This is a genomic window from Phenylobacterium sp. (genome assembly GCF_016793225.1).
Lineage (GTDB): Bacteria > Pseudomonadota > Alphaproteobacteria > Caulobacterales > Caulobacteraceae > Phenylobacterium.
The window spans coordinates 12,574-37,248 of sequence record NZ_JAEUMN010000039.1 but is presented as its reverse complement, the minus strand read 5'-3'; the positions used below and the strand labels follow the sequence as shown (position 1 = coordinate 37,248).

General features: G+C 71.5%; 30 protein-coding genes. 10 read left to right on the top strand and 20 right to left on the bottom strand.

Features of this window, described 5'->3' with window-relative positions; all coding sequences use genetic code 11:
* Nucleotides 1–13: 13 nt before the first annotated feature.
* From JNK30_RS04360 to JNK30_RS04345, 4 genes are all read right to left on the bottom strand, one after another.
* On the bottom strand, nucleotides 14–1,282 hold the full coding sequence (locus tag JNK30_RS04360) for a cation:dicarboxylase symporter family transporter (RefSeq protein WP_293480538.1): 1,269 nt from the start codon (nucleotides 1,280–1,282) through the stop codon (nucleotides 14–16).
* Nucleotides 1,283–1,341: 59 nt separating this feature from the next.
* On the bottom strand, nucleotides 1,342–1,518 hold the full coding sequence (locus JNK30_RS04355; protein WP_293480536.1) for a hypothetical protein: 177 nt from the start codon (nucleotides 1,516–1,518) through the stop codon (nucleotides 1,342–1,344).
* Between the two features lie 75 nt (nucleotides 1,519–1,593).
* Nucleotides 1,594–2,400, bottom strand: a complete 807-nt coding sequence (locus tag JNK30_RS04350; protein WP_293480534.1) for a peptidylprolyl isomerase — start codon at nucleotides 2,398–2,400, stop codon at nucleotides 1,594–1,596.
* Nucleotides 2,401–2,444: 44 nt separating this feature from the next.
* Nucleotides 2,445–3,056, bottom strand: coding sequence for a beta/gamma crystallin-related protein (locus JNK30_RS04345; RefSeq protein WP_293480532.1), 612 nt, complete (start codon nucleotides 3,054–3,056; stop codon nucleotides 2,445–2,447).
* A gap of 207 nt (nucleotides 3,057–3,263) precedes the next feature.
* Here JNK30_RS04345 and JNK30_RS04340 point away from each other — a divergent pair, with 207 nt between their 5' ends.
* Nucleotides 3,264–3,962 (top strand): pirin family protein, encoded by a 699-nt coding sequence (locus JNK30_RS04340; RefSeq protein ID WP_293480530.1) that lies wholly within the window; start codon nucleotides 3,264–3,266, stop codon nucleotides 3,960–3,962.
* Nucleotides 3,963–4,042: 80 nt separating this feature from the next.
* Here JNK30_RS04340 and JNK30_RS04335 read toward each other — a convergent pair whose 3' ends face one another.
* Both JNK30_RS04335 and JNK30_RS04330 read right to left on the bottom strand, forming a co-directional pair.
* Nucleotides 4,043–4,354, bottom strand: coding sequence for a UrcA family protein (locus tag JNK30_RS04335; RefSeq protein ID WP_293480528.1), 312 nt, complete (start codon nucleotides 4,352–4,354; stop codon nucleotides 4,043–4,045).
* Nucleotides 4,355–4,524: 170 nt separating this feature from the next.
* Nucleotides 4,525–4,734 carry a hypothetical protein gene (locus tag JNK30_RS04330; protein WP_293480526.1) on the bottom strand — a complete coding sequence of 70 codons (210 nt, stop codon included), beginning with the start codon at nucleotides 4,732–4,734 and terminating at the stop codon, nucleotides 4,525–4,527.
* A 267-nt stretch (nucleotides 4,735–5,001) separates the two neighbouring features.
* On the opposite strand from JNK30_RS04330, the gene JNK30_RS04325 reads away from it, so the two are divergent.
* The gene (locus tag JNK30_RS04325) at nucleotides 5,002–5,382 is read left to right on the top strand and encodes a response regulator (RefSeq protein ID WP_293480524.1); all 381 of its coding nucleotides are present in this window, start codon (nucleotides 5,002–5,004) and stop codon (nucleotides 5,380–5,382) included.
* A 225-nt stretch (nucleotides 5,383–5,607) separates the two neighbouring features.
* On the opposite strand, the gene JNK30_RS04320 is transcribed toward JNK30_RS04325, so the two are convergent.
* Genes JNK30_RS04320 through JNK30_RS04300 form a run of 5 tightly spaced genes read right to left on the bottom strand, consistent with a single transcriptional unit; the run spans nucleotide 5,608 to nucleotide 10,023 of the window.
* The gene (locus tag JNK30_RS04320; protein ID WP_293480522.1) at nucleotides 5,608–5,931 is read right to left on the bottom strand and encodes a YdeI/OmpD-associated family protein; all 324 of its coding nucleotides are present in this window, start codon (nucleotides 5,929–5,931) and stop codon (nucleotides 5,608–5,610) included.
* Nucleotides 5,932–5,982: 51 nt separating this feature from the next.
* Nucleotides 5,983–8,250, bottom strand: coding sequence for a xanthine dehydrogenase family protein molybdopterin-binding subunit (locus JNK30_RS04315; protein WP_293480520.1), 2,268 nt, complete (start codon nucleotides 8,248–8,250; stop codon nucleotides 5,983–5,985).
* A complete protein-coding gene (locus JNK30_RS04310; RefSeq protein ID WP_293480518.1) occupies nucleotides 8,247–9,197 on the bottom strand; it encodes a xanthine dehydrogenase family protein subunit M in 951 nt (316 codons plus the stop codon). The genes JNK30_RS04315 and JNK30_RS04310 overlap by 4 nt, the downstream gene beginning before the upstream one ends.
* Nucleotides 9,194–9,697 (bottom strand): 2Fe-2S iron-sulfur cluster-binding protein, encoded by a 504-nt coding sequence (locus JNK30_RS04305; RefSeq protein WP_293480516.1) that lies wholly within the window; start codon nucleotides 9,695–9,697, stop codon nucleotides 9,194–9,196. Before JNK30_RS04305 ends, JNK30_RS04310 begins: the two co-directional genes overlap by 4 nt.
* A 53-nt stretch (nucleotides 9,698–9,750) precedes the next feature.
* Nucleotides 9,751–10,023 (bottom strand): BolA family transcriptional regulator, encoded by a 273-nt coding sequence (locus JNK30_RS04300; protein ID WP_293480514.1) that lies wholly within the window; start codon nucleotides 10,021–10,023, stop codon nucleotides 9,751–9,753.
* Between the two features lie 52 nt (nucleotides 10,024–10,075).
* On the opposite strand from JNK30_RS04300, the gene JNK30_RS04295 reads away from it, so the two are divergent.
* Nucleotides 10,076–10,720 (top strand): J domain-containing protein, encoded by a 645-nt coding sequence (locus JNK30_RS04295; protein WP_293480512.1) that lies wholly within the window; start codon nucleotides 10,076–10,078, stop codon nucleotides 10,718–10,720.
* Here JNK30_RS04295 and JNK30_RS04290 read toward each other — a convergent pair.
* Genes JNK30_RS04290 through JNK30_RS04280 form a run of 3 tightly spaced genes read right to left on the bottom strand, consistent with a single transcriptional unit; the run spans nucleotide 10,717 to nucleotide 12,353 of the window.
* A complete protein-coding gene (locus JNK30_RS04290; protein WP_293480511.1) occupies nucleotides 10,717–11,487 on the bottom strand; it encodes a sulfite exporter TauE/SafE family protein in 771 nt (256 codons plus the stop codon). The two genes, JNK30_RS04295 and JNK30_RS04290, sit on opposite strands and share 4 nt — an antisense overlap.
* Nucleotides 11,488–11,494: 7 nt before the next feature.
* On the bottom strand, nucleotides 11,495–12,025 hold the full coding sequence (locus JNK30_RS04285; RefSeq protein ID WP_293480509.1) for a rhodanese family protein: 531 nt from the start codon (nucleotides 12,023–12,025) through the stop codon (nucleotides 11,495–11,497).
* Complete coding sequence (locus tag JNK30_RS04280; protein WP_293480508.1) at nucleotides 11,982–12,353, bottom strand: helix-turn-helix transcriptional regulator; 372 nt, start codon at nucleotides 12,351–12,353, stop codon at nucleotides 11,982–11,984. The genes JNK30_RS04285 and JNK30_RS04280 overlap by 44 nt, the downstream gene beginning before the upstream one ends.
* 74 nt (nucleotides 12,354–12,427) lie before the next feature.
* On the opposite strand from JNK30_RS04280, the gene JNK30_RS04275 reads away from it, so the two are divergent.
* The 6 genes from JNK30_RS04275 (at nucleotide 12,428) to JNK30_RS04250 (ending at nucleotide 19,366) form a co-directional block, all read left to right on the top strand.
* Nucleotides 12,428–13,288: an MBL fold metallo-hydrolase gene (locus tag JNK30_RS04275; RefSeq protein ID WP_293480506.1), complete on the top strand. Its 861-nt coding sequence runs from the start codon at nucleotides 12,428–12,430 to the stop codon at nucleotides 13,286–13,288.
* 94 nt (nucleotides 13,289–13,382) lie between these two features.
* Entirely contained in the window at nucleotides 13,383–14,786 is a 1,404-nt protein-coding gene (locus tag JNK30_RS04270; protein WP_293480504.1) for an SLC13 family permease, read from the top strand.
* Nucleotides 14,787–14,852: 66 nt separating this feature from the next.
* A complete protein-coding gene (locus tag JNK30_RS04265) occupies nucleotides 14,853–15,671 on the top strand; it encodes an N-acyl homoserine lactonase family protein (protein ID WP_293480502.1) in 819 nt (272 codons plus the stop codon).
* A 10-nt stretch (nucleotides 15,672–15,681) separates the two neighbouring features.
* Complete coding sequence (locus JNK30_RS04260; protein WP_293480500.1) at nucleotides 15,682–17,217, top strand: acyl-CoA synthetase; 1,536 nt, start codon at nucleotides 15,682–15,684, stop codon at nucleotides 17,215–17,217.
* Nucleotides 17,218–17,344: 127 nt separating this feature from the next.
* Nucleotides 17,345–18,409 (top strand): helix-turn-helix transcriptional regulator, encoded by a 1,065-nt coding sequence (locus tag JNK30_RS04255; RefSeq protein WP_293480498.1) that lies wholly within the window; start codon nucleotides 17,345–17,347, stop codon nucleotides 18,407–18,409.
* A 69-nt stretch (nucleotides 18,410–18,478) separates the two neighbouring features.
* A complete protein-coding gene (locus JNK30_RS04250; RefSeq protein WP_293480496.1) occupies nucleotides 18,479–19,366 on the top strand; it encodes a helix-turn-helix transcriptional regulator in 888 nt (295 codons plus the stop codon).
* A gap of 197 nt (nucleotides 19,367–19,563) precedes the next feature.
* Here JNK30_RS04250 and JNK30_RS04245 read toward each other — a convergent pair whose 3' ends face one another.
* The 5 genes from JNK30_RS04245 to JNK30_RS04225 are packed head-to-tail and all read right to left on the bottom strand — an operon-like array spanning nucleotide 19,564 to nucleotide 22,941.
* Nucleotides 19,564–20,568 carry an aldo/keto reductase gene (locus tag JNK30_RS04245; RefSeq protein ID WP_293480494.1) on the bottom strand — a complete coding sequence of 335 codons (1,005 nt, stop codon included), beginning with the start codon at nucleotides 20,566–20,568 and terminating at the stop codon, nucleotides 19,564–19,566.
* A 53-nt stretch (nucleotides 20,569–20,621) separates the two neighbouring features.
* Nucleotides 20,622–21,281 (bottom strand): Type 1 glutamine amidotransferase-like domain-containing protein, encoded by a 660-nt coding sequence (locus JNK30_RS04240; RefSeq protein ID WP_293480492.1) that lies wholly within the window; start codon nucleotides 21,279–21,281, stop codon nucleotides 20,622–20,624.
* Nucleotides 21,282–21,291: 10 nt separating this feature from the next.
* Nucleotides 21,292–21,663: a DUF4180 domain-containing protein gene (locus JNK30_RS04235; protein WP_293480490.1), complete on the bottom strand. Its 372-nt coding sequence runs from the start codon at nucleotides 21,661–21,663 to the stop codon at nucleotides 21,292–21,294.
* On the bottom strand, nucleotides 21,660–22,523 hold the full coding sequence (locus JNK30_RS04230; RefSeq protein WP_293480488.1) for an alpha/beta fold hydrolase: 864 nt from the start codon (nucleotides 22,521–22,523) through the stop codon (nucleotides 21,660–21,662). Before JNK30_RS04230 ends, JNK30_RS04235 begins: the two co-directional genes overlap by 4 nt.
* Before the next feature lie 4 nt (nucleotides 22,524–22,527).
* Nucleotides 22,528–22,941 (bottom strand): helix-turn-helix domain-containing protein, encoded by a 414-nt coding sequence (locus tag JNK30_RS04225; protein ID WP_293480486.1) that lies wholly within the window; start codon nucleotides 22,939–22,941, stop codon nucleotides 22,528–22,530.
* A 147-nt stretch (nucleotides 22,942–23,088) separates the two neighbouring features.
* Here JNK30_RS04225 and JNK30_RS04220 point away from each other — a divergent pair, with 147 nt between their 5' ends.
* A complete protein-coding gene (locus JNK30_RS04220; RefSeq protein ID WP_293480484.1) occupies nucleotides 23,089–23,478 on the top strand; it encodes a hypothetical protein in 390 nt (129 codons plus the stop codon).
* A 15-nt stretch (nucleotides 23,479–23,493) separates the two neighbouring features.
* Here the strand turns inward: JNK30_RS04220 and JNK30_RS04215 are convergent, their stop codons facing one another.
* The gene (locus JNK30_RS04215; RefSeq protein ID WP_293480482.1) at nucleotides 23,494–24,636 is read right to left on the bottom strand and encodes an aminotransferase class I/II-fold pyridoxal phosphate-dependent enzyme; all 1,143 of its coding nucleotides are present in this window, start codon (nucleotides 24,634–24,636) and stop codon (nucleotides 23,494–23,496) included.
* Nucleotides 24,637–24,675 lie beyond the last annotated feature (39 nt).

Sequence of the window (24,675 nt, the reverse complement as noted above, 5' to 3'; positions counted from 1 at the left end):
CTGCCGGATCGGCTCAGGCTTGGCTAGGCGCCTCAGGGTCAGCCGCCTCGTCCTTCGCCACGATGGCCGTGACCGCCATGTCGCCGGTGACATTGCCCAGCGTCCGGAAGATGTCCGGGACCACCTCGACGGCCAGCAGGATCGGCAGGAGGTCGATGGGCAGGCCGAGCGCCAGGCAGATCGGGGCCACGCTGACGATGAAGGAGACCTGCCCGGGCAGGCCGACCGAGCCCACGGCCACCGCCATCGCCACCAGGGCCGCGCCGACGTACTGCAGGGCCGTCGGCTCGAGGCCGTACACCTTGGCCACGAAGATGCAGACCGCGAGGTTCACGGCGGGGCTGGTGAAGCGGAAGACCGCCACGGCCAGCGGCAGGACCAGGCCCGCGACGCGCGCGGGCACGCCCAGGTCATCGCGGCTGCGCTCGATCATCGCCGGCAGACAGGCCAGCGACGACTGGGTGGCGAAGGCCGTCGCGAGAACCGGCGCCGTCGCCTGCGCCCAGCGCGCCATGGGGACCCGTCCCACGGTCACGGCGAGACCGTAGCCGATGGCCGTGATGACGAGGCCCGCGAACGACGCGGTGACCACGTACTGTCCGAGGACGCCCGCGGCCCCCACCCCGGCCCGGAGGCCGACGCCGAGCCCGAGGGCGAAGACGCCCACCGGCGCGACGGCCAGCACCCAGCGCACCACGACGATCATCGCCTCGCCGAGGGCCTGGAAGACATCGATCAGGATGCGGCCGCGCCCCTCCGGCAGCCGCGTGAGGGCGAAGCCCGTGAACACGGCGAAGACCACCACCGGCAGCACGGCGTCTTCCGCGGCCGCCCGGATGGGGTTTGCGGGCGCCAGCCCCTTCAGCCAGGCGGCGAAGTCGGGCGAGGTGGGCGCGTCCGCCGGCGGCGCCTGGGCGCCCGCGCGCAGCGCGGCCGACGCGGCCTCGCTCACGGGCCACAGCGCCAGCACGCCGTTGACCATGAGGATCGCCACCAGAGCCGAAAGCACCAGAAGGGCGACGAACCACGTGACCGCGCGCACCGCGAGCCGGCCGGTGGCGGCGGCGTCGGACACCTGGGCGATGCCGGTCACGAGCACCGCGAAGATCAGCGGCACGACGGTCATGCGCAGGGCGTTCAGCCAGAGCGCGCCCACGGCCTCCACGTTCTCGATGAGCCGCGCCATCGGCGGCCCGCCGTAGGCTGCAGCCAAAGCGCCGCCCGCGAGCCCGAGCGCGAGGGCGATCAGCACCTGGACGCTGAGCGATCGAATGAAGGTCATGACCCAGGCTTAGGCGGTTCGCGGGAGGGCCGCCATAGCCGCTGGCCGCCTGGAGCGTCTCAGGACGCCTTGCGCTGGAAACGCACCGAGAGCCCCGCCGGTTCGCCGGCCTCGGCGCGGCTCAGGCGCTCGGCCACGTCTGCGAGCGCCGCATCCTGGTCGGCGTAGCGCGCCAGGTCGCGACCTTCGCTCCGGACGACCCAGCCGTCCGGCACTTCCACAACTTCGAAACGCATCGCCGGCCCCGGTTCCCGTGCAGCCGGGTGTATGGAGGCGAGTGCTACTCGCCAATTGCGCGCATCGTCGCACGCTCAGCGCGTCCGGACCGGAACGTCGGCGTCGCAGATCGTGAACGCCGCGCCCTTCTCCCGCTTCAGGACGGCCAGCCGCGAGCGGAAGGCGGGTCCCCGCGTGTCCATGACCTCCAGGCGCGGACGCTCGGCCGGCGGCAGGTCGGCCATGACGCGGACTCTCAGCATCAGGTCGGGCACTTTCGGCGGCTCGCCCACGGCCACCGCGCGGATCGCCTCCAGGCCCGAGACCACGCGGCCGACGACGGTGTACTCGTGGTCCAGCCGGCGCGCCGGCGCCCGCATGAAGAAGATCTCGGCGTTCGCCGTGCCCGGGTCGGCCTGCCGGCCCATGCCCATCACGCCGGGACAGTAGGCGCCCCAGCCCCGGATCCGGGGATCGTCCGGGCGCAACGCCTGCTCGGCCCGGGACACCGCCTGGAACGGCGTGGCGCCTACGAAGCCTTCGCGCGCGTCGCTTCGATCCACCACGACGTCGGCGATGTCGGGCGGGATGCGGAAGCTGAACTCGGGGGGAAGATCAGGGTGGCGCGACACGCCGCCGTCGCGGTTGTTCGGATTGCCCGTCTGGGCCACGAAGCCGTCGATCACCCTGTGGAACTGGAGGCCGTCGTAGACTCCCTCCCGCGCCAGTTGCTTCACGCGCTCGACGCCGCGCGGCGCGAACTCCGGGCGCAGCTCGACCACCACCGGGCCCTTGGTCGTGCCGATGACGAGCGTGTTCTCAGGGTCCAGAGGCCGCCAGTCGGCCTCTCCCGCGCCCAGCATCAGGATTCCCGCCAGCGCGGTCGCAAGCCTTCGGAACATGCGCGGCCCTCCCGACCTCCAGTGCCAAGAGGGCGGCGCGCGCGTCAATACTTGCGGCAGAGGAGGTCGCGCAGCACGTCGCTGCGGCCGACGAGCTCTCCGTCCGGACCGACGGCTTCGCGGGCGCGGGAACTCGAGTCGTACCAGACGGCGCGACCCAGTCCCTGGCTGCGGCAGTAAGCGTTGGCTCCACGGTCTCCGGCCGCGACGTCGAGGCCGCGGACCGTCGGGCGCGGGAAGAAGACCGTCGTGGCGCCGTCGACGCCGCGCGCGCCGCCGCCAGGGAAGCCAGGACCAGGGCCGGGGCCGCCGGGTCGGCCGGGACCGTCCGGGCGGCCGGCCGGCTCGAGGGACGAGATCTGCGCCATCAGCCCGTACTGGTGCAGGTTCGGGACATCGCCGCGCACCTCCTGGCAGCGTCCACGGAAGTCATCGTGCTCGCAGATGAGCCAGCGTCCTTCGAACCGGGCGCTCTGCGCGCGGTCGTTGAACCGCCACCGTCCCAGGTCGGGCGTCGACTGGGTGATGGTCACGGAGGCGCCCTGGAAGTTCGGCTGGTCGTAGAGCGTCGCCGTTCCGCCTCGATACGGCTGGGCGGCGGCGGCGCCGGCAATGGACAGCGTCGCCAGCGCAGCGAGCGTCAGGGTCCGGTTCATGGGGGTCAGCCTCCTGAAATGCAGGCCCATCCAACCTTCACCGCAATGAACCGCGGCTGAAGGCGAGCCGCAACCAGCGGTCAGGTTTGCGGCATTAATTCCATTTCCGACGCAATCATCTTCCCTGGCCGCCCGTTTGTGACCCGTTCGGATACACTATCTTGTTCGCCGAAGGCCGACGCACGGGCGTCGGCGGGAGACGGTACGATGATCGACAGAAGGCCTTTCGCGCGCCTGGGCGGCGCGGACCACGGCTGGCTAAAGGCCCGCCACCATTTCTCGTTCGCGAACTACTACGACCCCGACAACATGGGGTGGGGGCCGATACGGGTCTGGAACGACGACGAGATCGCGCCGAACTCCGGCTTCCCGCCGCATCCGCACGCCGACATGGAGATCGTCACCTATGTGCGGAAAGGCGCGGTGACCCACGAGGACAGCCTGGGCAACCGAGGGCGGACCGAAGCCGGGGACGTCCAGGTGATGAGCGCCGGCAGCGGCATCCGCCACGCCGAGTACAACCTCGAGCCGGAGACCACGACGCTGTTCCAGATCTGGATCGAACCGACCGCCCGCGGGGGCGCTCCCAGCTGGGGCGCAAGGCCCTTCCCGAAGGGCGACCGGGCCGGCCGCTTCGTGACCCTGGCGAGCGGGATCGACGGTGACGAGGACGCCCTGCCCATCCGCACGGACGCCCGGGTCGCGGGCGCGACCCTGAAGGCGGGCGAGACGACGGAGTATCGGCTGGGTCGGAACCGCCACGCCTACCTGGTGCCCGCGGCGGGCGCCGTGGAGGTCAACGGGGTCCGGCTGAACGCCCGGGACGGGGCGGCGGTGAAGGACGAGGAGGTCCTTCGCGTGACGGCGCTCGAGGACGCCGAAATCGTCCTGGTGGACGCCGCCTGAGGCCAAGGCGGTCGAGATGCGATAGGGCCCGCGGCTGGGGCGGCCGCGGGCCCGTTTCGCACGTCCGCTCGAAGGGAGAGCTAGCGGGCGGCGAAGGTGGAAGCGCGCTCGAGCTGGGCGGCGCGAACGACCGCGACCTTCTCGGCGAGCTCGGCCCTGACCGCGACGCGGCAGGCGGCGCGCTGGTTCAGGCTGTACACGGCGCCGCAGTAGTTGCGGGCCGCCTGGTCAGCGCGCTGTTCGAAGGCGGCCTGACCCTGCGGGGAGAGCAGGTTGAGGTCGGACACCTTCACTGTGGTGGCGGCGAGGGCCGAGGCGGGCAGCGCGGCGATGGGGAGGGCCGCGAGCGCCAGCATGGCGACGCCGGAGATGCGGGTGGCGATGTACATCATGGTCGTTTCCTTCGGAGCGGTTGCGCGTCCGACGGTGTTGTCCGCCGGCAAGGAAACGAATACTTCCGGACGCGGCTCAGCGCCCGTTAATACCGAGTAATGACACCGATTTAAGATAATTACAGCGACTTAATACTTAAACGCGCCGTAATGTTCGGCCGGGGCGGACGTCAGTGCGGCCGCGACGGCTCCACCAGGGTCTGGGCCCACTCGCCCTCGTCGTCGCAGACCAGCACCGGCCAGGGCATGTCGATGAGCCGGACCCAGTCGCTGGCCGCCGCCAACGCCTCGTCACGCGTCTCGTAGGCCCCGAGGTCGCCGGCCTCGGCGTCCTGCAGGACCCAGTGGCCGCTTCGCGCACGCACGGTGAAATCAAACATGGGTTGGCCCTCGCTCAAGGCCAGGTTGTGCAGCAAGAAGGTTTCCCAAACACCAAGACGCCGGGTCGCACCCGCCGCGACCCATCATCGCGGGAACCACCATGAAGCTTCGCCGTTCAGGCAACGGGGGTCCGTGCGGCCCGCGACGATGCGAGGGGAAGCAGCTGTGCCGCAATGGTTGACGCGACAACCCGTCACGCATCCTCTAGACAGGCTCCGACAGGGCCCAATCCCCCCCAAGCGGCCCCTGGTGTCGGAGTGCGTGCAATGAACACCCAGGCTAACCTAGAAGGCCTGCGCGTCCTCGTGGTCGAGGACGAGATGATGGTGTCCATGCTGATCGAGGACATGCTGAGCGACCTGGGCTGCACCGTGGTCGGCCCGGCCTCGCGTCTCGACGAAGCCATGGAACTGGCGAGGGAGGCCGAGCTCGACTGCGCGGTCCTCGACGTGAACCTGGGCGGTCAGCCGATCTTCCCCCTGGCCGACCTGCTCCGGGAGAAGGGCGCGCCGTTCGCGTTCGCGACCGGCTACGGCGATGCGGGTCTGCGGGATGTGGACCGGGGCTCGCCGGTCCTCCAGAAGCCGTTCCGCGAGGGCGACCTGGCGCGCGTGCTGGGCGAGCTGCGCACCGCGACCAGCGCCTAGAGGTACGGGAAGGCGCTCGCGGCCCGGTCGCTGAGCAGAAGGCCCAGCGAACCTGCGAACACGACTGCGCTCAGCAGCAGCTTCACGTCCGGAAGTCTCCTCGTCCGCCGGCATCATCACCGGCAGGTGAGGAGATATTGTTAAGCTGGCGGCTCGGCTACGCCGGTTTGCGCATAACCGCTCTGCAGAAGCGGCATCGACGGCGCCCGGCGCGCGGAGCTCGCGTCAGCCGGTCTTCGGGCGCCGCTTCGCCTCGCGCTCGTTCAGCATGGCCTGTCGCCACCGGCCCGGCGCCTTGTCGTCGCGGTGAATGCAGCCCGGCCAGCAGCACGGCCGTTTCTTCCCCTCCCGCAGTTCGGCGGCGGTCCGCTCGATGCGGCGGCGACGCGTCGCGGCCTGTTTGGCGTCGTCGACCCAGCAGATGAACTCGTTCCGCCCGAGGGGCGTCAGGCGCTCCCACAGCAGGAGGATGTCGGGGTCCGCTCGAAGGGCCGCCTGGAGATCGTCCCCCGCCCGATGAACCGTGCCGTGGTGGAAGGCGTCGACCATGACCAACTCCCGGAAACGCCCGCCGACGTTCGCCGCACCGCGACCCGCGCGTCAACGCCCGGCGGCGATGAGGCCGGCGAGGAGCTTGTCGGGCGTGATCGGATAGTCGCGCAGGCGCACGCCGCAGGCGTTGTAGACGGCGTTGGCGACGGCCGCGCCCGCGCCCGAATTGCCGAGCTCGCCGACGCCCTTGATCCCCATGGGGTTGGCCTTGTCGTCCACCTCGTCGAGCATGATCGCCTCCAGGTCGCCGATGTCGGCCTGGACCGGCACCAGGTACTGGGCGAGATCCTGGTTGATCAGGGACCCATAGCGCGGGTCCACCGCATTGCCCTCGGTCAGCGCCGAGGCGACGCCCCAGATCATGCCGCCCGTCAGCTGGCTGCGCGCCGTCTTGGCGTTGAGGATGCGGCCGGCGGCGAACACGCCCAGCATCCGGCGCACCCGCACCTCCCCGGTCACCGGATCCACGCCCACCTCGCAGAAGTGGGCGCCGTAGGTCTGGGTGCTCCAGCGCTGCGCGTCCTGGGCCGGGCGGATCTCCCCTTCGACCGTCAGGCCCGCGGGCGCGGCGCGCCGGACGAGGTCGCGGAGCGTCTCCGACCGGTTCTCCAGCGCCACGACGCCGTCCTGGAAGGTGACTGAGGCGGAATCTCCCCCATGCAGCGGGGAGCCGGGATCGTTCACCGCAAGATCGGCGATCGCCTTGCGGAGGTTCACGCCGGCGGCGAGGGCCGCCGACCCGGCCGTCGCCGCGCCGAACTGACCGCCCGAGCCGGGCGCCGGGGGCAGTTCGGAATCCCCGATCTCGACCACGACCTGGCCCAGCGGCACGCCCAGGGTCTCGGCAGCGATCTGGGCCAGCACGGTGTAGGTCCCGGTGCCGATGTCAGTCATGCCCTGGCGGACGGTGATGACGCCGTCGGCGTCGACCGAGAAGCTGCACTTGGCCGGCAGCAGGAAGTTGCCGCGGATGGCGGCGGCCATGCCCAGCCCCACCAGCCACCGGCCGTCGCGGACCTGGCCCGGCGTCGGCAGCCGGCGGTCCCATCCGAACAGCTGCGCCCCTTCCTTCAGGCAGCGGACCAACTGGCGCTGGGAGAAGGGCCGCCCATTCTCAGGGTCCACCTCGGGCTCGTTGCGGATCCGCAGCTCCACCGGATCCAGGCCCAGCGTCTCGGCCAGTTCGTCCATGGCGCATTCGAGGCTGAGCGTGCCCGAGGCCTCGCCCGGGGCGCGCATCGGACCAGCGTGCGGCAGGTCGAGCCGCACCAGCCGGTGACCGGTCAGCCGGTTCGGCGCAGCGTAGAGGGACCGGGCGAAGTTCGACGCATGCTCTGTGAAGCTCCCGTCCGAATGGCAGTGCGTCCAGGTCATGATCGACATGGCGTTCAGCCGCCCGTCGCGCTCGGCCCCCAGGCGCACGCGCATCACCGTCGCCGGCCGGTGGATCGTGCCGTGCATCATCTGCTGGCGCGTGAAGGCCACCTTCACCGGCCGCCCCAGGGCGCGGGCGGCCAGCGCGGCCAGGGTCAGGTCGTCGTAGGTCTGGCCCTTCCCGCCGAAGCCGCCGCCGATGTACCGCGTCATCAGGTGCACCGCGTCGCGGTCGATGCCCAGGGTCTCGGCCAGGCCGTGCTGGGCCGGCTTCACCATCTGCACCGAGGTGTGGGCGATGCAGCGGTCCGGTCCTTCCCACCACGCCAGCGAGGCGCAGGGCTCCATCTGGACGTGGTTCTGGATCGGCGTGGACCAGGTCTCGTCAAGCCGGACCGGAGACCCTTCGAAGCCAGCCTGGAAATCGCCGACCTCGACGTCCTTCTCGCCCGGCGGATCCACGGCGTCCCCGAGGCGGGCCTGGAAGTCCACGTCAGGCGCGTCGGCGGCGTAGGTCAGCTGCACCATGTGCGAGGCGGCGACCGCGTTCTCCAGCGTGTCGGCCACGACGAAGGCGACCGGCTGGCCCCAGTAGGTGACCCGGTCGCTTTCGAGGGCCGGTTTCGAGCCGGCGGTGCTGCGCGGATGCGCCTTCGTCCCCCGCGGCGGCTGCGCCGGGACGTTGCGGTGCGTCCAGACGGCCAGGACGCCGGGCGAGGCCTCGGCCGCGGCCGTATCGACGTCGGTGATGCGGCCGGCCGCGATGGTCGCACCGACCATGACGCCGTAGGCCGGCGGCGACGGAGGCTGCACCTCGTAGGCGTAGGGCGCTGTGCCCGTGACCTTTAGCGGGCCCTCGTACCGGTCGACGCCCTTGCCGATCAGGCCCGAGCGGTTCTCCTTCACCGGGTTGGGGACATCCCAGTCGCTGACCGAGCTCATCGCGCGCCCTCCCGGGCTTCGCCGATGGCCGCGGCGCCCAGGCGCGCGACCAGCGGGATCTTGAAGTCGTTGCGGCCGGCGGAGGACGCCCCCGCCAGTTCGCGCGCCATGGCCTCCGAGGGCGACGCGCCGGAAGCCAGCGCCGCCTCCGCATCGACCGCCCGCCACGGCTTGTGGGCGACCATGCCGAGCGCAAGGGCGCCGCCCGCCACGGCGACGCTGGCCAGCCCTCCGGCGTAGGACGCGCGGTCGCGCACCTTCCGGTAGGTCTGCCCGCCCGGCGGCGGGGGCGGCAGGGCCACCGCGGTGATCAGCTCGCCGGGGACCAGGTGGGTCTCCAGGTGCGGGGTCTCGCCCGGCAGACGGTGCAGCTCCAGGATCGGGAAGCTGCGCGCCTGGCCCGACGGCGTCAGCGTCTCGACGCGCGCGTCCAGCGCGACGAGCGCCACGGCCATGTCGGACGTGTGGGTGGCGATGCAGGCGTGGCTGGCGCCAAAGATGGCGGCGTTGCGGTTGAGCCCCTCAAGGGCGCCGCATCCCGAGCCGGGCTCGCGTTTGTTGCAGGGCTTGGAGGTGTCGTAGAAGTAGGCGCAGCGGGTCCGCTGCAGCAGGTTGCCGGCGACGGTCGCCTTGTTGCGCAGCTGTGGCGAGCCGCCCGCGACGATCGCCTGCGACAGCACCGGGTAGCGCCCGCGGACCCGGGAATCCGCCGCCACGGCCGTGTTCGAGGCGACGGCGCCGAGGCGCAGCCCGCCATCCGGCGTGTCCTCGATCTCCGCCATGGGCAACCGTCCCACGTCGATCAGGTGCTGCGGCCGCTCGATCTCGAGCTTCATCAGGTCGAGCAGATTGGTGCCGCCGGCGATGAACCTCGCCCCGGGCGTCTCGGACGCCGACTTCACCGCCGCGCGGGCGTCGGCGGCGCGTTCGTAGGTGAAGGGCCTCACGCGAGCGCCTCGGCGGCCTGGCGGATGGCCGCGACGATCTGCGGATAGGCCGAGCAGCGGCAGATGTTCCCGCTCATGCGCTCGCGGATCTCGGCGTCGCTCAGCACCGGGGGCGCGTCGGATGGCGTCTCCTGGCTGGGGTGTCCGGCGGCGATCTCGGCCAGCAGGCCCAGGGTGGAGCAGATCTGGCCCGGGGTGCAGTAGCCGCACTGGAAGGCGTCCTGGCTGAGGAACGCCTGCTGTACCGGATGGAGGCTGCCGGGCGCGCCGACGCCCTCGATCGAGAGGACCTCGTCCCCATCGTGCATCACGGCGAGCGAGAGGCAGGCGTTGATGCGCACGCCGTTCACCAGCACCGTGCAGGCGCCGCACTGCCCATGATCGCAGCCCTTCTTGGCGCCGGTGAGCCTGAGATGCTCGCGCAGCGCATCGAGCAGGGTCGTGCGAGGATCGAGGTCGAGCGACCGCGCCTGTCCGTTGACCGTGATGGTCGTCTTCACCGCATCCTCCCGACGTTTCGGGACCGCGTGGGCGGCTCCGACTATTGGCGCGCTCAGCTTTCGCCGGGCGCGAGCGCCTTCACCGAAAGCGCGTGGACCGGGCCCGCGAGCTCCTCGTCCAGCGCCTTGTAGACCATGCGCTGGCGCGCCACCCGCGGCGTCCCCGCGAACGCCTGGGACTCGATCGTCACATTGAAGTGGCTTTCGCCGCCCTCGCGCGCGCCGGCGTGTCCCGCGTGCCGGCTGGAGTCGTCGACGATCTCGAGCCGTGTGGGCTCGAACGCCGTCGTCAGCTTGTCTCGGATGGCATCGAATATGGCGCCCATCGCTGACACCTTCAATTCTTGTACGGAAGTTTCTGCGCCTCATACTTGGCTTATGCCGGGCGCGTTTCAATACAAGCCGAAGTTCGTGGACATCCGCGTCCGCCCCCCGTCGGACAACGACGAGTCGGCGCAGGACGTGCATGCCCTGAAGCCCGGCGAGCGGGCCTGCGACCACCCCGGTTGCCGCCGGGCGGCCACCGCGCGGGCGCCGAAGGCGCGCGACATGCTGCACGAGCACTACTGGTTCTGCCAGCCGCACGCGGCCGAGTACAATCGCAACTGGAACTTCTTCGCCGGCCTGCCCGAGGCCGAGGTCCGACGCCGCCAGCAGGAAGAGATGATGACCGGCGGGCGGCCCACCTGGGAGATGAAGGCCGGCCGCATGAGCCGCGAGGCCGCCGCCTTCACGGCGAAGTTCGGCTCCGGCCAGGGGTACCGCGATCCCTTCAACATGTTCGGGGGCGGCCCGCAGCGGAAACCCGAGCCCGAGGCCCGGCGGCTGGGCAAGATCGAGCGCAACGCGCTGGCGGACCTGGACCTGGACGAGGACGCCGACGGCCCCAAGATCCGCGCCCGCTACACCGAGCTGGTGCGCCGCCTGCACCCCGACGCGAACAACGGCGACCGCTCGGGCGAGCACCGCCTGCAACGGGTGATCAAGGCCTACCAGTCGCTGCGCAAGGCGGGCATGGTCTAGATCGTCCGGAAGGCCACGTAGCCCGCCACGGCGATCACCATCACGGCGAAGATCCGCCGCGCCAGGTCGGCGCGGCCGGCCAGATGCCGCGCCAGCGGACCCGCGGCCAGGACGCCGCCGGCGCCCCCCGCCACGAGCGCGGCGAAAAGCCCCCAGTCCACGAGGCCGGACGCCGCGTAGCTCGCGCTGGTGGCCGCGCCGAACAGGGCCACCGAAACCAGGGACGACGCCGCGGCGTGCGCCAGCGTCATGCCGGTGGCGGCCATCAGGCCCGGCACGATCAGGAAGCCGCCGCCGATGCCGAAGAAGCCCGCCGCCAGGCCCGTGGCGAGGCCTGCCGGCGCGAGGCGCAGGACCAGCGGCGGCGTCAGGTGCACGTCGGGGTCGCCCGCGTCGCGGCGCGGCAGCAGCATGGAGCCGCCGATCAGCGCCATGGCGGCGGCGAACCAGAGCAGCAGCGCCTGCCCGTCCATCTGCTTGGCCAGATGCGCGCCGGTCAGCGAGCCGGCGAGGCCCGCCGCGCCGAACACGAGCGCGCACGGCCACTTCACCCGGCCTGCGCGGGCCTGCATGGCGAGGCCCGCGAGCGCGTTGACCGCCACCGCGGCGGCGGAGGTTCCGATCGCCACATGGGGATCGCTGACGCCCACCGCGTAGATCAGGAGCGGGGTCGCCAGCACCGAGCCGCCGCCGCCGAACACCCCGAGCAGGAGGCCGACGAGGGCGCCGCTGGCCGTGGCGGCGAGGTAGGCGGCGATCGGGTCCATGGCGTCCTCAGGCGGCGCGGCGGTTCCAGGGCGCCAGCGCCAGGAGGCGGGCCATGCCGCAGAAGCCGGTGACGCCCGCGAGCGTCAGGCCGGCGCCCACGAAGGCGGAGAGCAGCAGGAAGCCCGGGTGGACGAGCCAGCCGAGCGCCAGGCCCGCGAGCACCAGCCCGCCGGCGCCGATCTGAACCTGGCGGATGATCTCCAGCGGCGCCTTGCGGTCTTCGGCGACGGGGAGGTTGGCCTGGGCCCAGGCGTCGACGCCCCCTTCCAGGACGAAGGCGGAGCCGTCGACGGCGGCGGCCAGGCGGTCGCAGTTCGCGCCGGTCCGCATGCCCGTCCGGCAGGTGAACACCACGTCACGGCCCGGCTCGACCCTGAGGTGGGCGTCTTCGAAAGCCGATAGCGGCCGTGAGAGGGCGCCGGGCACGTGCCGGCGCGCGAACTCATCGGGTTCGCGGATGTCGACGAGAACGGCCTCGCGCCGCGTCAGGCGCTCAGCCACCTCGCCCGGCTTGAGGGGAATCAGGGCGGCTTGCATCGGGGGACCTCATGTCTGGGGGGCAGAAGATCTCGGCGAGCGTCGTCACCACCCGGACCGCGGCCGGGTCTGCGATCCGGTAGCGCACCGTCTGGGCCTCGCGACGGGTCGCCACGACGCCCTCTTCCCTGAGCACCGCGAGGTGCTGAGAAAGGGCCGACTGGGAGAGGCCGACCAGGGGCAGAAGCTCCCCGACCGAGCGCTCGCCGTCGGCCAGCTGGCACAGGATCATCAGCCGACGCTCGTTGGCGAGCGCGCGCAGGAGCTTGGCGGCCTCTGCGGCGCTGGCCTCGAACCGGGCGATGTCGAAGTTCGCGAGATCGAACATGAGGCTCATATATTAGGTATTGCTAATTTAGCAAGTGCTAATATGTATGGACCATGCTGCAGGAGGCTCAAGCCATGCAACCCCGCGTTCAAGCGTTCTTCGACCCCGCCACATCGACCGCCACCTATCTGGTCAGCGACCCGGACACGGGCGCCGCCGCCGTGATCGACCCGGTCCTCGATTTCGAGCCGAAGGGCGCCCGTCTTTCGACCGGCTCGGCCGACGCGGTCCTTGCGGCGGTGGCCGATCAGGGCCTGGACCTACGCTATGTGCTGGAAACCCACGCCCACGCCGATCACCTCTCGGCCGCCGACCATATCCGCCGCAGGACGGGCGCCGAGATCGTGATCGGCGCGCGCATCACCGAGGTGCAGAAGCGCTTCATCCCCATGTTCGAAGCCGACGACGTGGCGCCGGACGGCGCCGCCTTCGACCGCCTGGTCGACGAGACCGACGTCCTTCCGCTCGGCCGTCTCGAGGTGCGCGTGCTGCACACGCCGGGCCACACCCCGGCCTGCGTCACCTACCTCATCGGCGACGCCGCCTTCGTCGGAGACACCCTCTTCATGCCCGACTACGGGACAGCCCGGGCCGACTTCCCCGGCGGCGACGCCGCGGCGCTCTACCGGTCCACGCGCAAGATCCTCGGCCTGCCGCCGGAGACCCGCATCTTCGTGGGTCACGACTACCTCCCTCCGGGGCGGACGGAGGTCCGATGGGAGACCACCGTCGCCGAGGAGCGCGCGGGCAACGTGCACGTCCACGACGGCGTCAGCGAGGCGGAGTTCGTGGCCCTGCGCAACGCCCGTGACGCGACGCTGGCGCCGCCGACGCTCATCCTGCCGTCGCTGCAGGTGAACATCCGGGCCGGCGCCCTGCCCCCGCCCACGCCGGGCGGCCACGTGTTCCTGCGGCTGCCCGTCACCGCCGCCTGAGGCCCCGCCCCCATCGCGCGACGCCGTCCCGGGCGAATCCCGATGACGCCGTCCGGCCGCTTCCTCTAGCTTGGCCGCCGGCGCGGAGGGGCGGATGAAGGCTTGGGGCTTGGCGGCCGGGATCGCGGTCTTGGGGCTGATGCTGCTCGCGCCGTCGCCGGAGGGCCTGAGCCTGGAAGGCTGGCGCGTCGCCGCCGTCCTGGCCGTGGTTCTGATCTGGTGGCTGACCGAGGCCCTGCCGCTGGCCGTCACGGCGGTGACGCCGATGGTCTTCTTCCCGCTGCTGGGCGTGGCGCCGGCCGAGGAAGTCGCCCGCTGGTACGCGTCCCCCCTGGTGGCGCTCGTGTTCGGCGGCGCCATGATCGGGATCGCGATCGCCAAATACGGCCTGCACCACAGGCTGGCGCAGGCGGCCGTGCGGGTGGGCGGCGGCGGTCCCCGACGGCTGGTCCTGGCGGTGATGATCGCCTCGGCCCTCCTCGGCATGTGGATGGTCGCCACCGTCGTGACGATCATCATGCTCCAGGCCGCCACCGCCCTGATCGCCGCCGCCACGCGGGCGGATCCCGATTCCCCCGACGCGCGCCGGTTCACCCGCGCCATGGCGATCGCCGTGGCCTATGGGGCCGGCCTGGGCAGCCAGGCGAGCCTGGTGGCGGCGCCGGCGAACGCCATCGGCGCAGGCCTCATCGCGCGCCAGACCGGCGAGGAGATCACCTTCGTCGGATGGCTGGCGTACGGCCTCCCCTTCGCCCTGGCCGGCCTCGTGATCGCCTGGGCGGTCCTGACCGGCGTGGCGTTCCGCTTCCGCCTCGCCCTGCCCGCGCGCCAGGATCTCGCCGCCGCGCTCGGCGACGGATCGCAGGCGGCGACCGCCCAGCGCCGCGTCCTGGCCGTCGCCCTGGCGGCGCTGGCGGGCCTCGTCGCCCTGCCGTGGATCAAGCCCTTCGCACCGCAGCTCGCCGACACCGTCGTGGTCCTGGCGGTGGCCGTACTGCTGTTCGTGCTGCCGAGCGGCGAGGCCCGGGGCGAGCGGCTCCTGACCTGGGACGACGCGAAGGCCGCGCCCTGGGCGGTGTTCATCGTCATGGGCGCCGCTGTCGCCCTGGCGAGCGGCCTGAACGAGACGGGCCTGGCGAAGTGGATGGCCGAACCCCTCGCGGGTCTCGCCGGACTGCCGCCCTGGCTGGCGCTCATCGGACTGGTCGCCGGGTTCGCCCTGCTGACCGAGGTGGTGAACAACTTCGCCTGCACCGCGATCGCGGTTCCCGCCGCCGTCGTCCTGGCCAACGCCGTGGGCGGGGACCCGGTCGCCTTCGCCGTCGCCGCCACGCTCGCGTCCGGCGGCGGCTACATCGTCCCGGGGCCGCCCTGGCTGGCGCTCGCCGTCAGCGTGCCCGGCGTGCGGGTCGCCGACCTGGCCCGCGCGGGGGTCTGGATGGTGGCGATCGCGCCGGTGCTGATCGCCGCCATCGCCCTTGCCGTCGCAGGCCGCTAGACGCCGCCGCCCCGCATACGGCAAGGTCGGCTCCGACGCGCCGACCAGAGCGCCATGGGTAGGAAGATGCATGAGAAACTCCGCGGCCTGAGCCGCGTGTTCATCGGCGCCGCGGCCGCGACGTTCCTCGCTGCGGGCGCAGCCCAGGCCGCGAAGGCCCCGCCGAAGCAGCTCGAGCTGTACGCGATCGACTGCGGCCGCCTTCCGGTTCCCGACGCGGACGGCTTCGCCGACGACGGCTCGTACAAGGGCGTTAGCCGCACCATGGTGGTGCCCTGCTACCTGATCCGCCACCCCAAGGGCGACCTCGTCTGGGACACCGGCACGCCCGCGTCGAAGGACAAGCTGCTCGCCGGGCTGGCCGCGCTCGACCTGACTCCGGCGGATATCGAGTTCATCTCGATCTCGCACAGCCACTTCGACCACATCGGCAACGCCGGCCTGTTCTCCGCCTCGACCTGGATCGTGGATCCCGACGAGAAGACCTATGCCTTCCGGCCGCAGGCCCGGACCGCCGCGGCGCAGTTCGCCGCCTATTCGGCGCTCGAGGCGTCCAAGGCCCGGCTGGTGGAGGGCCCGTCGCTCGACGTGTTCGGCGACCGCACCGTCGTCGTCCACCAGATGCCGGGGCACACGCCCGGCCACACCATCCTGGAGCTGAAGCTGAAGGGCGCCGGCACGGTGCTTCTGACAGGCGACCTCTGGCACCTCGCCGAGAGCCGCGCGGGCAAGAAGGTCCCGCGGTTCAACACCGACCGGGCCCAGACGCTGAAGAGCTACGAGGCCACCGAGGCGCTGGCCGCCCGGACCAACGCGCGCGTGGTGCGCGAGCACGTGCCCGAGGACTTCGACAGCCTGCCGAAGTTCCCGGCGGCCCTGAAGTGAGGCGGCGGCCATGGGCGAGTTGATCAGCGGGGCCCGCCGGCTGCCCCTCGAGGCCATGAACGCGCGGGCGCTGAAGGCTGCCAGCGGGCTGGCGAGCCTGGGCATCGGCAACGGCGACCTCATCGCGCTCTACCTGCGCAACGACTTCCCGTTCTTCGAGGCCAGCACGGCGGCGGGGATCCTCGGCGCCTACCCGACGCCGGTGAACTGGCACTACACGCCCGACGAGGCCGCCTACCTGTTCGAGAACTCGGGCGCGAAGGCCATCGTCATCCACGGCGACCTCATCCCGGGCATCGCCTCGGCGATACCCAAAGACGTGCCGGTCCTGGTGGTCCCCACCCCGCCGGAGATCGCCGAGGCCTACGGCATCGACCCGGCGCCCGTCCCGCCCGGCATGCTCGCCTGGAGCGACTGGCTGGAGGGGTTCGCCCCGTACGCCGGCCCCCCGGCCGAGGGGGGTGGAACCATCATCTACACCTCGGGCACCACCGGCCGGCCGAAGGGCGTGCGCCGCACGCCGCCGACGCCGGAGCAGACCGAGGTCTATGGCCGCGTGCTCATGCGGGGCTTCGGCTTCTCCGGGTTCGGCGACCCCGCCGACGTGGTCACCGTCGTCACCGGCCCGATGTACCACTCGGCGCCCAACGCCTACGGGCTGTTCGCGGCGCGGGCGGGCGGCACGGCGATCCTCCAGCCCCGGTTCGACCCCGAGGAGTTGCTCCAGCTCATCGAGACGCACCGGGTCACGCACCTGCACATGGTGCCGATCATGTTCCACCGGCTGCTGAAGCTGCCCGAGGACGTGAAGCGGAAGTACGACCTCAGCTCGCTGAAGTTCGTGGTGCACGCCGCCGCGCCCTGCCCGCCGCCGATCAAGCGCGAGATGATCGAATGGTGGGGCCCGGTGATCGAGGAGTACTACGGCGCCACCGAGGTCGGCATCGTGGTCAGCTGCAACAGCGAGGAGTGGCTGGCCCATCCCGGGACCGTCGGCAAGCCGATCCCCGAGGCCGAGGTCCGCATCATCGACAAGGACGGCGCCGACGTCCCTCAGGGCGAGGTGGGCGAGGTCGTGTCGCGCAACCGCTTCATCAACGACTTCACCTACCACGGCGACGACCAGAAGCGGCGCGACAGCGAGAAGGCCGGCCTCATCGCGCCGGGCGACATCGGCTACTTCGACAAGGACGGGTTCCTCTACCTGTGCGATCGCGCCAAGGACATGATCATCTCCGGCGGCGTGAACATCTATCCGGCCGAGATCGAGGCCGAGCTCCTGAAGATGCCGGGCGTCGCCGACTGCGCCGTGTTCGGGATCCCCGACGAGGAGTTCGGCGAGGGCGTGTGCGCCGTGGTCCAGCCTGCCGCGGGCGCCGACCTCGACGAGGCGTCGGTGAAGGCCTACCTGCGCGCCCACGTGGCCGGCTACAAGGTTCCGCGCCGCGTCGAGCTGGCCGCCGACCTGCCGCGCGAGGACTCCGGAAAGATATTCAAGCGTAAGCTGCGCGAGCCGTTCTGGGAGGGGCTGGAGCGGCGCATCTGAGGCCTGGAGCGCGTTCGAACGCCCTCGAGGCCTTGATTTAGAGCCTCATCATCCCGTCACATGGCTCCGCCTGAACGGGTGGGGCCCTGAGGAAGGGTGGCGGGTGTCGGATCGGGCTCGACGTGCAATGTCGGCGTTGCAGCGCCTGGCGGCGCTGGGGCTGCCGGACCGCGTCGCCTTCCCGGAATTCGTGAGCCTGATCTCCGAGGTCGCGCCGTTCGACACGGCCGCGATGCTTTGGCTCGACGCCGACTACCGGCCGATCGACACCTACATCACGGTCGACGCAGGACCCGAGCTGATTACCCGCTACGCCACCCGGTGGTTCGACGCCGAGGAGGGCCAATACTACCCGCGGCAGAGGGAGATGCAGCTCAATCCGGCGCTGTCGGTGATCCGCGTCAGCGACTACACGCCGGCCTTCGGCGAGACCGAGCTCTATGACGAGGTCTACCGGCGGGGCGAGCATCACTGGATCGCCGGCCTGGCGCTGCGCGACGGCGACCGACCCATCGGCAACCTGGGCGTGGCGCGCCCGCCCAAGGCGCGGGATTTCACCGATCACGAGATGCGCCTCCTGCGCCTCGTACGCCCCTACATCGTCCAGGCCATGGGGCGGCTCGAGGCCCAGGACGCCTGGCCGGACACCGACCTGGAGGACGCAGCCGCGATCCTGGTCACCGACCTCGAGGGCGGCGTGCTGCATGCGAGCCCGGGGGCATGGCGGCTGCTGCACGGAGCGGCCGGGGTGCCCGCCGACCTCGCGGTGCTGCGGGACCGCGTCTACGACTGGGCGCGGCCGATGCTGAAGACCCTCGCGTCGCGGGTCGAGGAGGGGCTGGCGGGCGCAGGCTCCGGCGTCGCCCGCACCGACACCGTGACGGCCTACGGTCGCTTCGTGATCCGGGCCTATGCGCTCAGCGCCAACACCGAAGGCGAGGCGCGCACCGTCGGCGTGCAGATCGAGAAGCGCCTGCCCGTCGGCCTGAAGATGCTGCGCTCACCGCTGTTCCGATCGCTGACCCCGCGCGAGCAGGAAGTGGCCCGCATGCTGGCCACCGGCATGTCGTACCCGGTGATCGGCGACCGGCTCGGGATGGGCGCGTCCACCGTGGTGACCCACGTCCGCAACCTGGGCCACAAGCTGGGCGTGGGCAGCCGGGAGGAAATCGTCGGCGCCCTCTGCGCCTGAGGGTTTCCAACGCCTTCTCCCCCCGTGAGGGGATTCCCCCGGCGCCGGCGCCGGGCAAGGTTGCGGGACATGGAGTCGTTCACCGCCAAGCTGGGCCTGACGCTGAAGGCCCTTTCCCTCAGCCGTGGCCGCCTGGCGGCCGCGCTGGGCGTCGACAAGTCCGTCGTCGGACGGTGGGTCACCGGCGCCGTGCAGCCGTCGGACCACAATCTGCTGCGCCTGACCGCGCTGGTGGCCGAGCAGGCGCCGGGGTTCACCCTGCTGGACTGGGACCTGCCCCTGCCCGACTTCGCCCAGCGCCTGGGCGTGCGGCCGGAGGCCGCCGCGCGGCTCGACCTCGCGGAGGCTGGGCTGACGCTCGCCCTGATGGGGCAGGTGCGTTCGACCACGGCGTTGCGGGGCGCGGCGTACGAAGGGTTCTTCCGCTCCACCCGGCCGTACCTCCTGATGCCGGGCCGCTTCCTGCACGACTACGGCATGATCCGGCTCGACGAGCACGGCTTGCTGTCGCTGAAGATGGGCACCGGCGGCCACTGCGCGGAGGGGTGGATGCTGCTGCTGCAGAACCAGCTCTTCTCCATCGTCGCGGACACCGTCTCGGGCGCGTTCGTGTTCGGGATCTTCAACGGCGTGGCCAGCGCCAAGGCCGAGGTGGTGGACGGCCTGATGCTGGGCGCGGCGCTGGATCCGGGCCGCACGCCGACGGCGACGGCGATGATGTTCGAGCGCATCGGCGACCTCAGCGGCGACCGCGAGGCCGACGACGCCTGCTTCGCAGAGCTGATGCGCCGGGAGCCCGTGGCGCCGGAGGGCTCCGTTCCCGAGGCCCTGCGGGCGCACCTGGTGCGCGATCTGGGGCCGACGCCCTTCGCCGCGGGCGGGGACCTGCTGCTGCGCATGCCGCTGGACCGCTCGATGGCGAGGGGCGCGGCCTATCGGGAACCATCGGCCATCTGAGGTCCGTGCAACTTCATGCACCGCCGCGCAGGCCGCAGCGCCTTCCCGCGCCGCGGCGGGCGGGCTTCACTCAACGCACCCAAGCCCTCCTGGCTGAACCCCTGGAGCGTGCGGCGGCCCCGCCGGACGCTCGCATCTCACGCCGGGAAGCGGGCCTCATCGCCGTCTTGTGCTGACCAAGGCAGGCGGCGGAGGGGCTAGGCGGCCTCGGTGGGCATCCGCTCGGTGTCCACCGAGGCCTGCAGGGCCGGTGGATAGCGCGAGCCGGCGACGGTCTCGCCGTTCACCGCCTCGTCGACCCGTGTCATGCCTTCGGGCGACAAGGTGACCCCGGCCGCAGCGGCGTCTTCCCGCATGTGGTCGGGGTTGGTCGTTCCGGGGATCGGGATGATGTCCGGGCCCTTGGCGAGGAGCCAGGCAAGGCAAAGCTGCGCCGTCGTCATGCCCTCGTCGTCGGCGATCTGCTTGAAGCGGGCGTAGAGGCGCAGGTTGGACTCCAGCGCCGCGCCCTGCCAGCGCGGCATGGTCTTGCGGAAATCGCCGTCCTCCAGCCGCGACGGATCGTGCGACTCGCCGGCGAGGAAGCCGCGGCCCACCGGTGAGAACGCGACGAACGCCACATCCAGTTCGCGGCAGGCGTCCAGCACCGCGATCTCGGGGTTGCGGGTCCAGGGGGAGTACTCCGTCTGGAGCGCGGCGATCGGATGCTCGGCGTGGGCGCGCCGCAGCGTGGGGGCGGAGACTTCCGAGAGGCCGATCGCCCGGATCTTGCCGGCCTTCACGAGGTCGCCGAGCGCGCCCACGCTGTCCTCGATCGGGACGCGCTGGTCCCAGCGGTGCAGGTAGTAGAGGTCGATGACGTCCGTCTTCAGCCGCCGCAGGCTGACGTCGCAGACAGCCTTGATGGTGTCGGGCCGGCCGTCGATGCCCCGCTGCGTGCCCGTCGCGTCCGTGATCCCGCACTTCGACGCCAGCACGTACCGGTCCCGATGCGGCCCCAGGACCTCGCCGACCAGGGTCTCGTTGTGGCCCAGGCCGTAGACGGCCGCGGTGTCGAAGAAGGTGTAGCCGGCGTCCAGCGCGCCCAGCAGCACGGCCTCGGCCCGCTCGCGCGGCGGCGGGCTGCCGTAGGCGTGGGAGAGGCTCATGCAGCCCAGCCCGATGGCCGAGACCTCGAACTGACCGATACGGCGCTTCTGCATGGCGTCTTCCTCACTGTTGCGGACGCCGAGAGAGGGCGCCGGGCGGGCGGCCGTCAAGGGCGGCCGGCGTGCAGTTCCAGCATCTCGCCGTTCTGGATCAGTACGTCGCCGTCGCGCAGCGTGCGATGCGGGACGCGGTTCTCGGCCATCCAGGCGGCCGCGCGGCCGGCCGCCTCGGCCTCGGCGTGGTCCGAACGGTAGTGCGGGACGATGGCCGCATCGACGAGGCCCAGCCCTTCCCAGACGACCCCCGGATCGTAGCCATCCGCCAGGACCGCAGGATCGTCCATGATCTCCAGGCCACGCAGGCTCGGCGCGGCCACGCACGCCCCTGCGCTCCACCCGCCATAGACCAGCCGCCCGGCCCAGATCAGGCCCGGCGCGATCGCATCGAACCCGCTCTGCCGCATGGCGCGGCGGAGCAGGAAGGCGTTGCCGCCCGTCGCCCAGACGAGCCGGGTCCGTTCCAGTTCCTCCAGCAGAGCCTGCGGCCGGCGGAAGAACCCGCGCAGGTCCAGGTCGTAGGCGTCGAACCCCGCCGCCCGGAACTCCGCCACGGGGTCCGAGACGTTTCGCGCATAGGCCGCGCGGTCGGCGTCGGGGATGAAGTCCACGGCGTTGGAGACGACCGCGACCCGCGCCCCGGGGCCCGCCATTCGGAGCAGTTCCGGGAAGGCGTCGCCGGTCCGGCTGGAGGCAAGGTAGAGGCGCATGCCGCCTCCTCTAGCGCGCTCCGGCCAGTTTCGCCTCCAGTTCGCCCATGTCGGCCACGAACCAGACGTGGCGGCCGCGATTGCATTCGCGGACGTAGTCGCGAAGCGCGTCGCTGCGCGCCACCGCCGCCGAGACGTCGCCCACGAACACCACCTGCCGCCCGTAGTTGACGAACTTCTGGGTCACCTCGCCGGCCAGCCGGGTCGAGAGGGTGAGGAACCCCTCCCCCAGCCGCTCGACGGGGATGGCGGCCACCTTGGCCTCGCAGCCGAACATGTCGCCAAGGATGTCGCTCGCGGCGCGTTCGCCGTCGAGGGGCGGCCCCTCCCGATCGCACACGTACACCGCGACGCCGGCGATGGTCTCCACCCGGCCGGTCACGACCCCACGGCCTTGCGCAGGAAGCGCTCGATCCCGGCCCCGTGGTTGATCAGCATGTGGCCGGCGTCGGGCAGCCAGATCACCTCGGTCTGCGGCGCAAGCCGTTGCAGCCGGTCCCGCGTGCCGGCCGAGTCGATCATCGCGTCCTTGGCGCCCAGGATGACCTGCACCGGCATCGCAAGCCGCGCCAGCGCCGCGTCGTCGAAGGGCGGCAGCGCCTCGGTCCGCGGGCGGAAGTTGGCGAAGATCAGCTGCATGAACTCGCCGAAGGCGACCGCCTCGGGCGACGGATCGCCGGGCGGCGCCGGGCCCAGGATCTTCTCCGTCGCCTTGCGCCGTCCCCAGGGCCCCAGCATCAGCAGCGGCAGCGCCCAGATCAGCACGTTCTTGTGCCGCCCGACCCCGCCCGGGCACAGCAGCGCGAGCGCCGTCACCTGTCCGGAGTTGGCGGTCGCGAACTGCAGGGCCAGCCAGCCGCCCAGCGAAATCCCGACGAGCGCGGCGCGCTCGACGCCCAGGCCCGACATCACCTCGCCCAGCCATCCGGCGTAGACTCCGCTGGCCAGCGTCGGGCGGCTCTCGGCCGACAGTCCCGGCTCGCCGATCATGTCCACCGCGTAGACGCGGAAGCGCTGCGCCAGGTGGACCACGTCGCCCATCCAGCTCGCCGCGTTCGACACCGACCCGTGCAGCAGCAGCACCGCCGGCGCATCGGACGGCCCGCTGGCGACGACAAAGGTCTCGCCCTGCGAGGTCGGGATCCGCAAATGCTCGTGCGGGACGGGCCAGTGGGTGAGGAACTCGCGGTAGCGGGTGCGGACCGCCTCGCCGCCCGCCGGCGTCTTCCAGATCGCAGTCATGGGCTCAGGCCTCCCCTATGAACCGCAGCAACTGAAGCATCGCCGCGACGTCGTCCGGCGCGCCCACCATGATGACCTTCAACCGCCGTCCCGCGGGATCGTGCGCCACGTCCAGGCTCATCGGGTCGGCGTGCCCCCGACCGCTCAGGCGCGCGGCCGTGATCTGCCGCGCCAGCCACTGCGCACGGTCCGGCTCGACCCCATCGATGTCCACGATGCTGGTGACGCGGATCGACGACGCCTTCGGCGCGGCCCCATGGGCGCCGATCATGGCCTCCAGGTCCGAGCGGAGGATCCGGTAGGATCGCCCCACCTTCACGGCGCGCACGCGGCCCTCGCGGATGAAGCGGAGAACCGTCTTCGGATGGAGGCTCAGCCGCTCGGCGAACTGCTCGACGGTATAGACCTCTTCGGACATGATGTTCCTTATCGCTCCTCATATGAGCGTTTCATGGGAACATTACGGAGTCAAACGGCGTCTCTCAGGGAAGTTGGTGGTCCCCGGATGCGATCCGGGTCACGGCTTCCCATCTCAGCAGCTGCACCGTCGAGAGGAGCTCAATCGATGTTCGACCTTCGGGCGGCTGGGGTAGTCCTGGCTGCGCTTGCGCTCACGGCCTGCGAAGGCGCCGGGACGGCCGTGAAGCAGACCGCCGACGACTTCGCCAAGGAGGCCGCGCAGACGGCGAGCGGCATGGTGGGCGTGAAGACCGCCTGCACGATCGCGGGCCAGAGCGAGGCCTTCTGCGGCTGCATCGACGAGCGGCTGGGGTCGAAACTGGATGCCGGCCAGCTCGAAGCGCTCTCCAAGGTGGTCGTCGAGACCGTCCGCACGGGCTCCATCGAGGCCGCCGCCCGGAACGCGGAGGCGCTGAACCCCGAGACGCGTCAGGCGCTGGCGCAATGCGCCGCACGGGCGGCCGTCACCGGCGCCGTCGGAGCTGCGGCGCAGTAAGGGCGCGGCGCGCCGTCAGGCGGCCTTGGCCCACGCCGCCTCGAACCACGGAGTCAGGCGGCGGATCGCCTCCTCGATCTCGGGCGTCGAGACCGCGAAGCTGAGGCGGATGAAGCGCCGCCCGTCGACGGGATCGAAGTCGATACCGGGCGCGGTGGCGACCCCGGTGTCCTGCAGCAGCTGGCGGCAGAAGGCGAGGCTGTCGTCCGTCAGCCCGCCGACGTCGGCGTAGACGTAGAACGCTCCGTCCGGGGGCGCGATCTTCTTCAGACCCAGGCGCGGGAGCGCATCGAGCAGAAGCTCCCGGTTGCGGCGGTAGGTCTGCAGGTGGCCCTCCAGCTCGTCGCGGCAATCCATGGCCACCAGCGCCGCGTGCTGGGCCAGCGAAGGGGCGGTCAGGAACAAGGCGCCCATGTAGGCGATCGCCCGCGCCGCCTCTGCGCGCGGCACGATCAGCCAGCCCAGGCGCCAGCCGGCCATCGAGAAGTACTTCGAGAAGCTGTTCACGACGATGGCCGTCGGCTCGTACTCCAGCATGGAGTGGGTGCGCTCGCCGTAGCTGAGGCCGTGATAGATCTCGTCCGAGATGATCCGGATCCCGCGTTCGCGGCAGACCCGTGCGATCGCCTCCAGCTCGTGCGGCGGGATGATGGTGCCGGTGGGGTTCGCAGGGCTCGCCAGGATCACGCCGGCGGGCGCGGGGTCTAGGCTGGCGAGCGTCGCCGCGTCCAGCTGGTAGCGCGTCTCGGGCCCGCACGGGATCTCCAGCGGGACCATGTGCAGCGCCTTGACGTTGTTGCGGTAGGCCACGTAGCCGGGGCGCGCCATGGCGATGACGTCGCCGGGCTGGAACGTCGCCGAAAGCGCCAGCACCAGCGCGGGCGAGGCTCCGCAGGTGAGCGTGATCTGGATCGGCTCGACGCTGACTCCGTACGTCTCCGCGTAGTGTCGGCAGATGCGGGCTTTCAGCGGATCGCTCGACCAGTAGCCCATCGCATCGGCGTCCAGCACCTCGTGCGCGCGCGCGATCGCCGCCCTGGGCGCGCCGGTCGACGGCTGCCCGAACTCCATGTGGATCACCGAGCGACCCTCCGCCTTCAGCCGCTGGGCTAGGCCGGAGATGGAGATGGCGTAGAACGGGTCGATCTCGGCGCTCATTCCGGCTGGATACATCTCCGTACCGGGAAGTCCACGCCC

Bases quoted from the DNA above. Each gene is read 5' to 3' on its own strand.
- JNK30_RS04360 (WP_293480538.1), bottom strand. From the start codon at position 1,282: ATGACCTTCATTCGATCGCTCAGCGTCCAGGTGCTGATCGCCCTCGCG.
- JNK30_RS04355 (WP_293480536.1), bottom strand. From the start codon at position 1,518: ATGCGTTTCGAAGTTGTGGAAGTGCCGGACGGCTGGGTCGTCCGGAGC.
- JNK30_RS04350 (WP_293480534.1), bottom strand. From the start codon at position 2,400: ATGTTCCGAAGGCTTGCGACCGCGCTGGCGGGAATCCTGATGCTGGGC.
- JNK30_RS04345 (WP_293480532.1), bottom strand. From the start codon at position 3,056: ATGAACCGGACCCTGACGCTCGCTGCGCTGGCGACGCTGTCCATTGCC.
- JNK30_RS04340 (WP_293480530.1), top strand. From the start codon at position 3,264: ATGATCGACAGAAGGCCTTTCGCGCGCCTGGGCGGCGCGGACCACGGC.
- JNK30_RS04335 (WP_293480528.1), bottom strand. From the start codon at position 4,354: ATGATGTACATCGCCACCCGCATCTCCGGCGTCGCCATGCTGGCGCTC.
- JNK30_RS04330 (WP_293480526.1), bottom strand. From the start codon at position 4,734: ATGTTTGATTTCACCGTGCGTGCGCGAAGCGGCCACTGGGTCCTGCAG.
- JNK30_RS04325 (WP_293480524.1), top strand. From the start codon at position 5,002: ATGAACACCCAGGCTAACCTAGAAGGCCTGCGCGTCCTCGTGGTCGAG.
- JNK30_RS04320 (WP_293480522.1), bottom strand. From the start codon at position 5,931: ATGGTCGACGCCTTCCACCACGGCACGGTTCATCGGGCGGGGGACGAT.
- JNK30_RS04315 (WP_293480520.1), bottom strand. From the start codon at position 8,250: ATGAGCTCGGTCAGCGACTGGGATGTCCCCAACCCGGTGAAGGAGAAC.
- JNK30_RS04300 (WP_293480514.1), bottom strand. From the start codon at position 10,023: ATGGGCGCCATATTCGATGCCATCCGAGACAAGCTGACGACGGCGTTC.
- JNK30_RS04295 (WP_293480512.1), top strand. From the start codon at position 10,076: ATGCCGGGCGCGTTTCAATACAAGCCGAAGTTCGTGGACATCCGCGTC.
- JNK30_RS04290 (WP_293480511.1), bottom strand. From the start codon at position 11,487: ATGGACCCGATCGCCGCCTACCTCGCCGCCACGGCCAGCGGCGCCCTC.
- JNK30_RS04285 (WP_293480509.1), bottom strand. From the start codon at position 12,025: ATGCAAGCCGCCCTGATTCCCCTCAAGCCGGGCGAGGTGGCTGAGCGC.
- JNK30_RS04280 (WP_293480508.1), bottom strand. From the start codon at position 12,353: ATGTTCGATCTCGCGAACTTCGACATCGCCCGGTTCGAGGCCAGCGCC.
- JNK30_RS04275 (WP_293480506.1), top strand. From the start codon at position 12,428: ATGCAACCCCGCGTTCAAGCGTTCTTCGACCCCGCCACATCGACCGCC.
- JNK30_RS04270 (WP_293480504.1), top strand. From the start codon at position 13,383: ATGAAGGCTTGGGGCTTGGCGGCCGGGATCGCGGTCTTGGGGCTGATG.
- JNK30_RS04265 (WP_293480502.1), top strand. From the start codon at position 14,853: ATGCATGAGAAACTCCGCGGCCTGAGCCGCGTGTTCATCGGCGCCGCG.
- JNK30_RS04260 (WP_293480500.1), top strand. From the start codon at position 15,682: ATGGGCGAGTTGATCAGCGGGGCCCGCCGGCTGCCCCTCGAGGCCATG.
- JNK30_RS04255 (WP_293480498.1), top strand. From the start codon at position 17,345: ATGTCGGCGTTGCAGCGCCTGGCGGCGCTGGGGCTGCCGGACCGCGTC.
- JNK30_RS04250 (WP_293480496.1), top strand. From the start codon at position 18,479: ATGGAGTCGTTCACCGCCAAGCTGGGCCTGACGCTGAAGGCCCTTTCC.
- JNK30_RS04245 (WP_293480494.1), bottom strand. From the start codon at position 20,568: ATGCAGAAGCGCCGTATCGGTCAGTTCGAGGTCTCGGCCATCGGGCTG.
- JNK30_RS04240 (WP_293480492.1), bottom strand. From the start codon at position 21,281: ATGCGCCTCTACCTTGCCTCCAGCCGGACCGGCGACGCCTTCCCGGAA.
- JNK30_RS04230 (WP_293480488.1), bottom strand. From the start codon at position 22,523: ATGACTGCGATCTGGAAGACGCCGGCGGGCGGCGAGGCGGTCCGCACC.
- JNK30_RS04225 (WP_293480486.1), bottom strand. From the start codon at position 22,941: ATGTCCGAAGAGGTCTATACCGTCGAGCAGTTCGCCGAGCGGCTGAGC.
- JNK30_RS04220 (WP_293480484.1), top strand. From the start codon at position 23,089: ATGTTCGACCTTCGGGCGGCTGGGGTAGTCCTGGCTGCGCTTGCGCTC.
- JNK30_RS04215 (WP_293480482.1), bottom strand. From the start codon at position 24,636: ATGAGCGCCGAGATCGACCCGTTCTACGCCATCTCCATCTCCGGCCTA.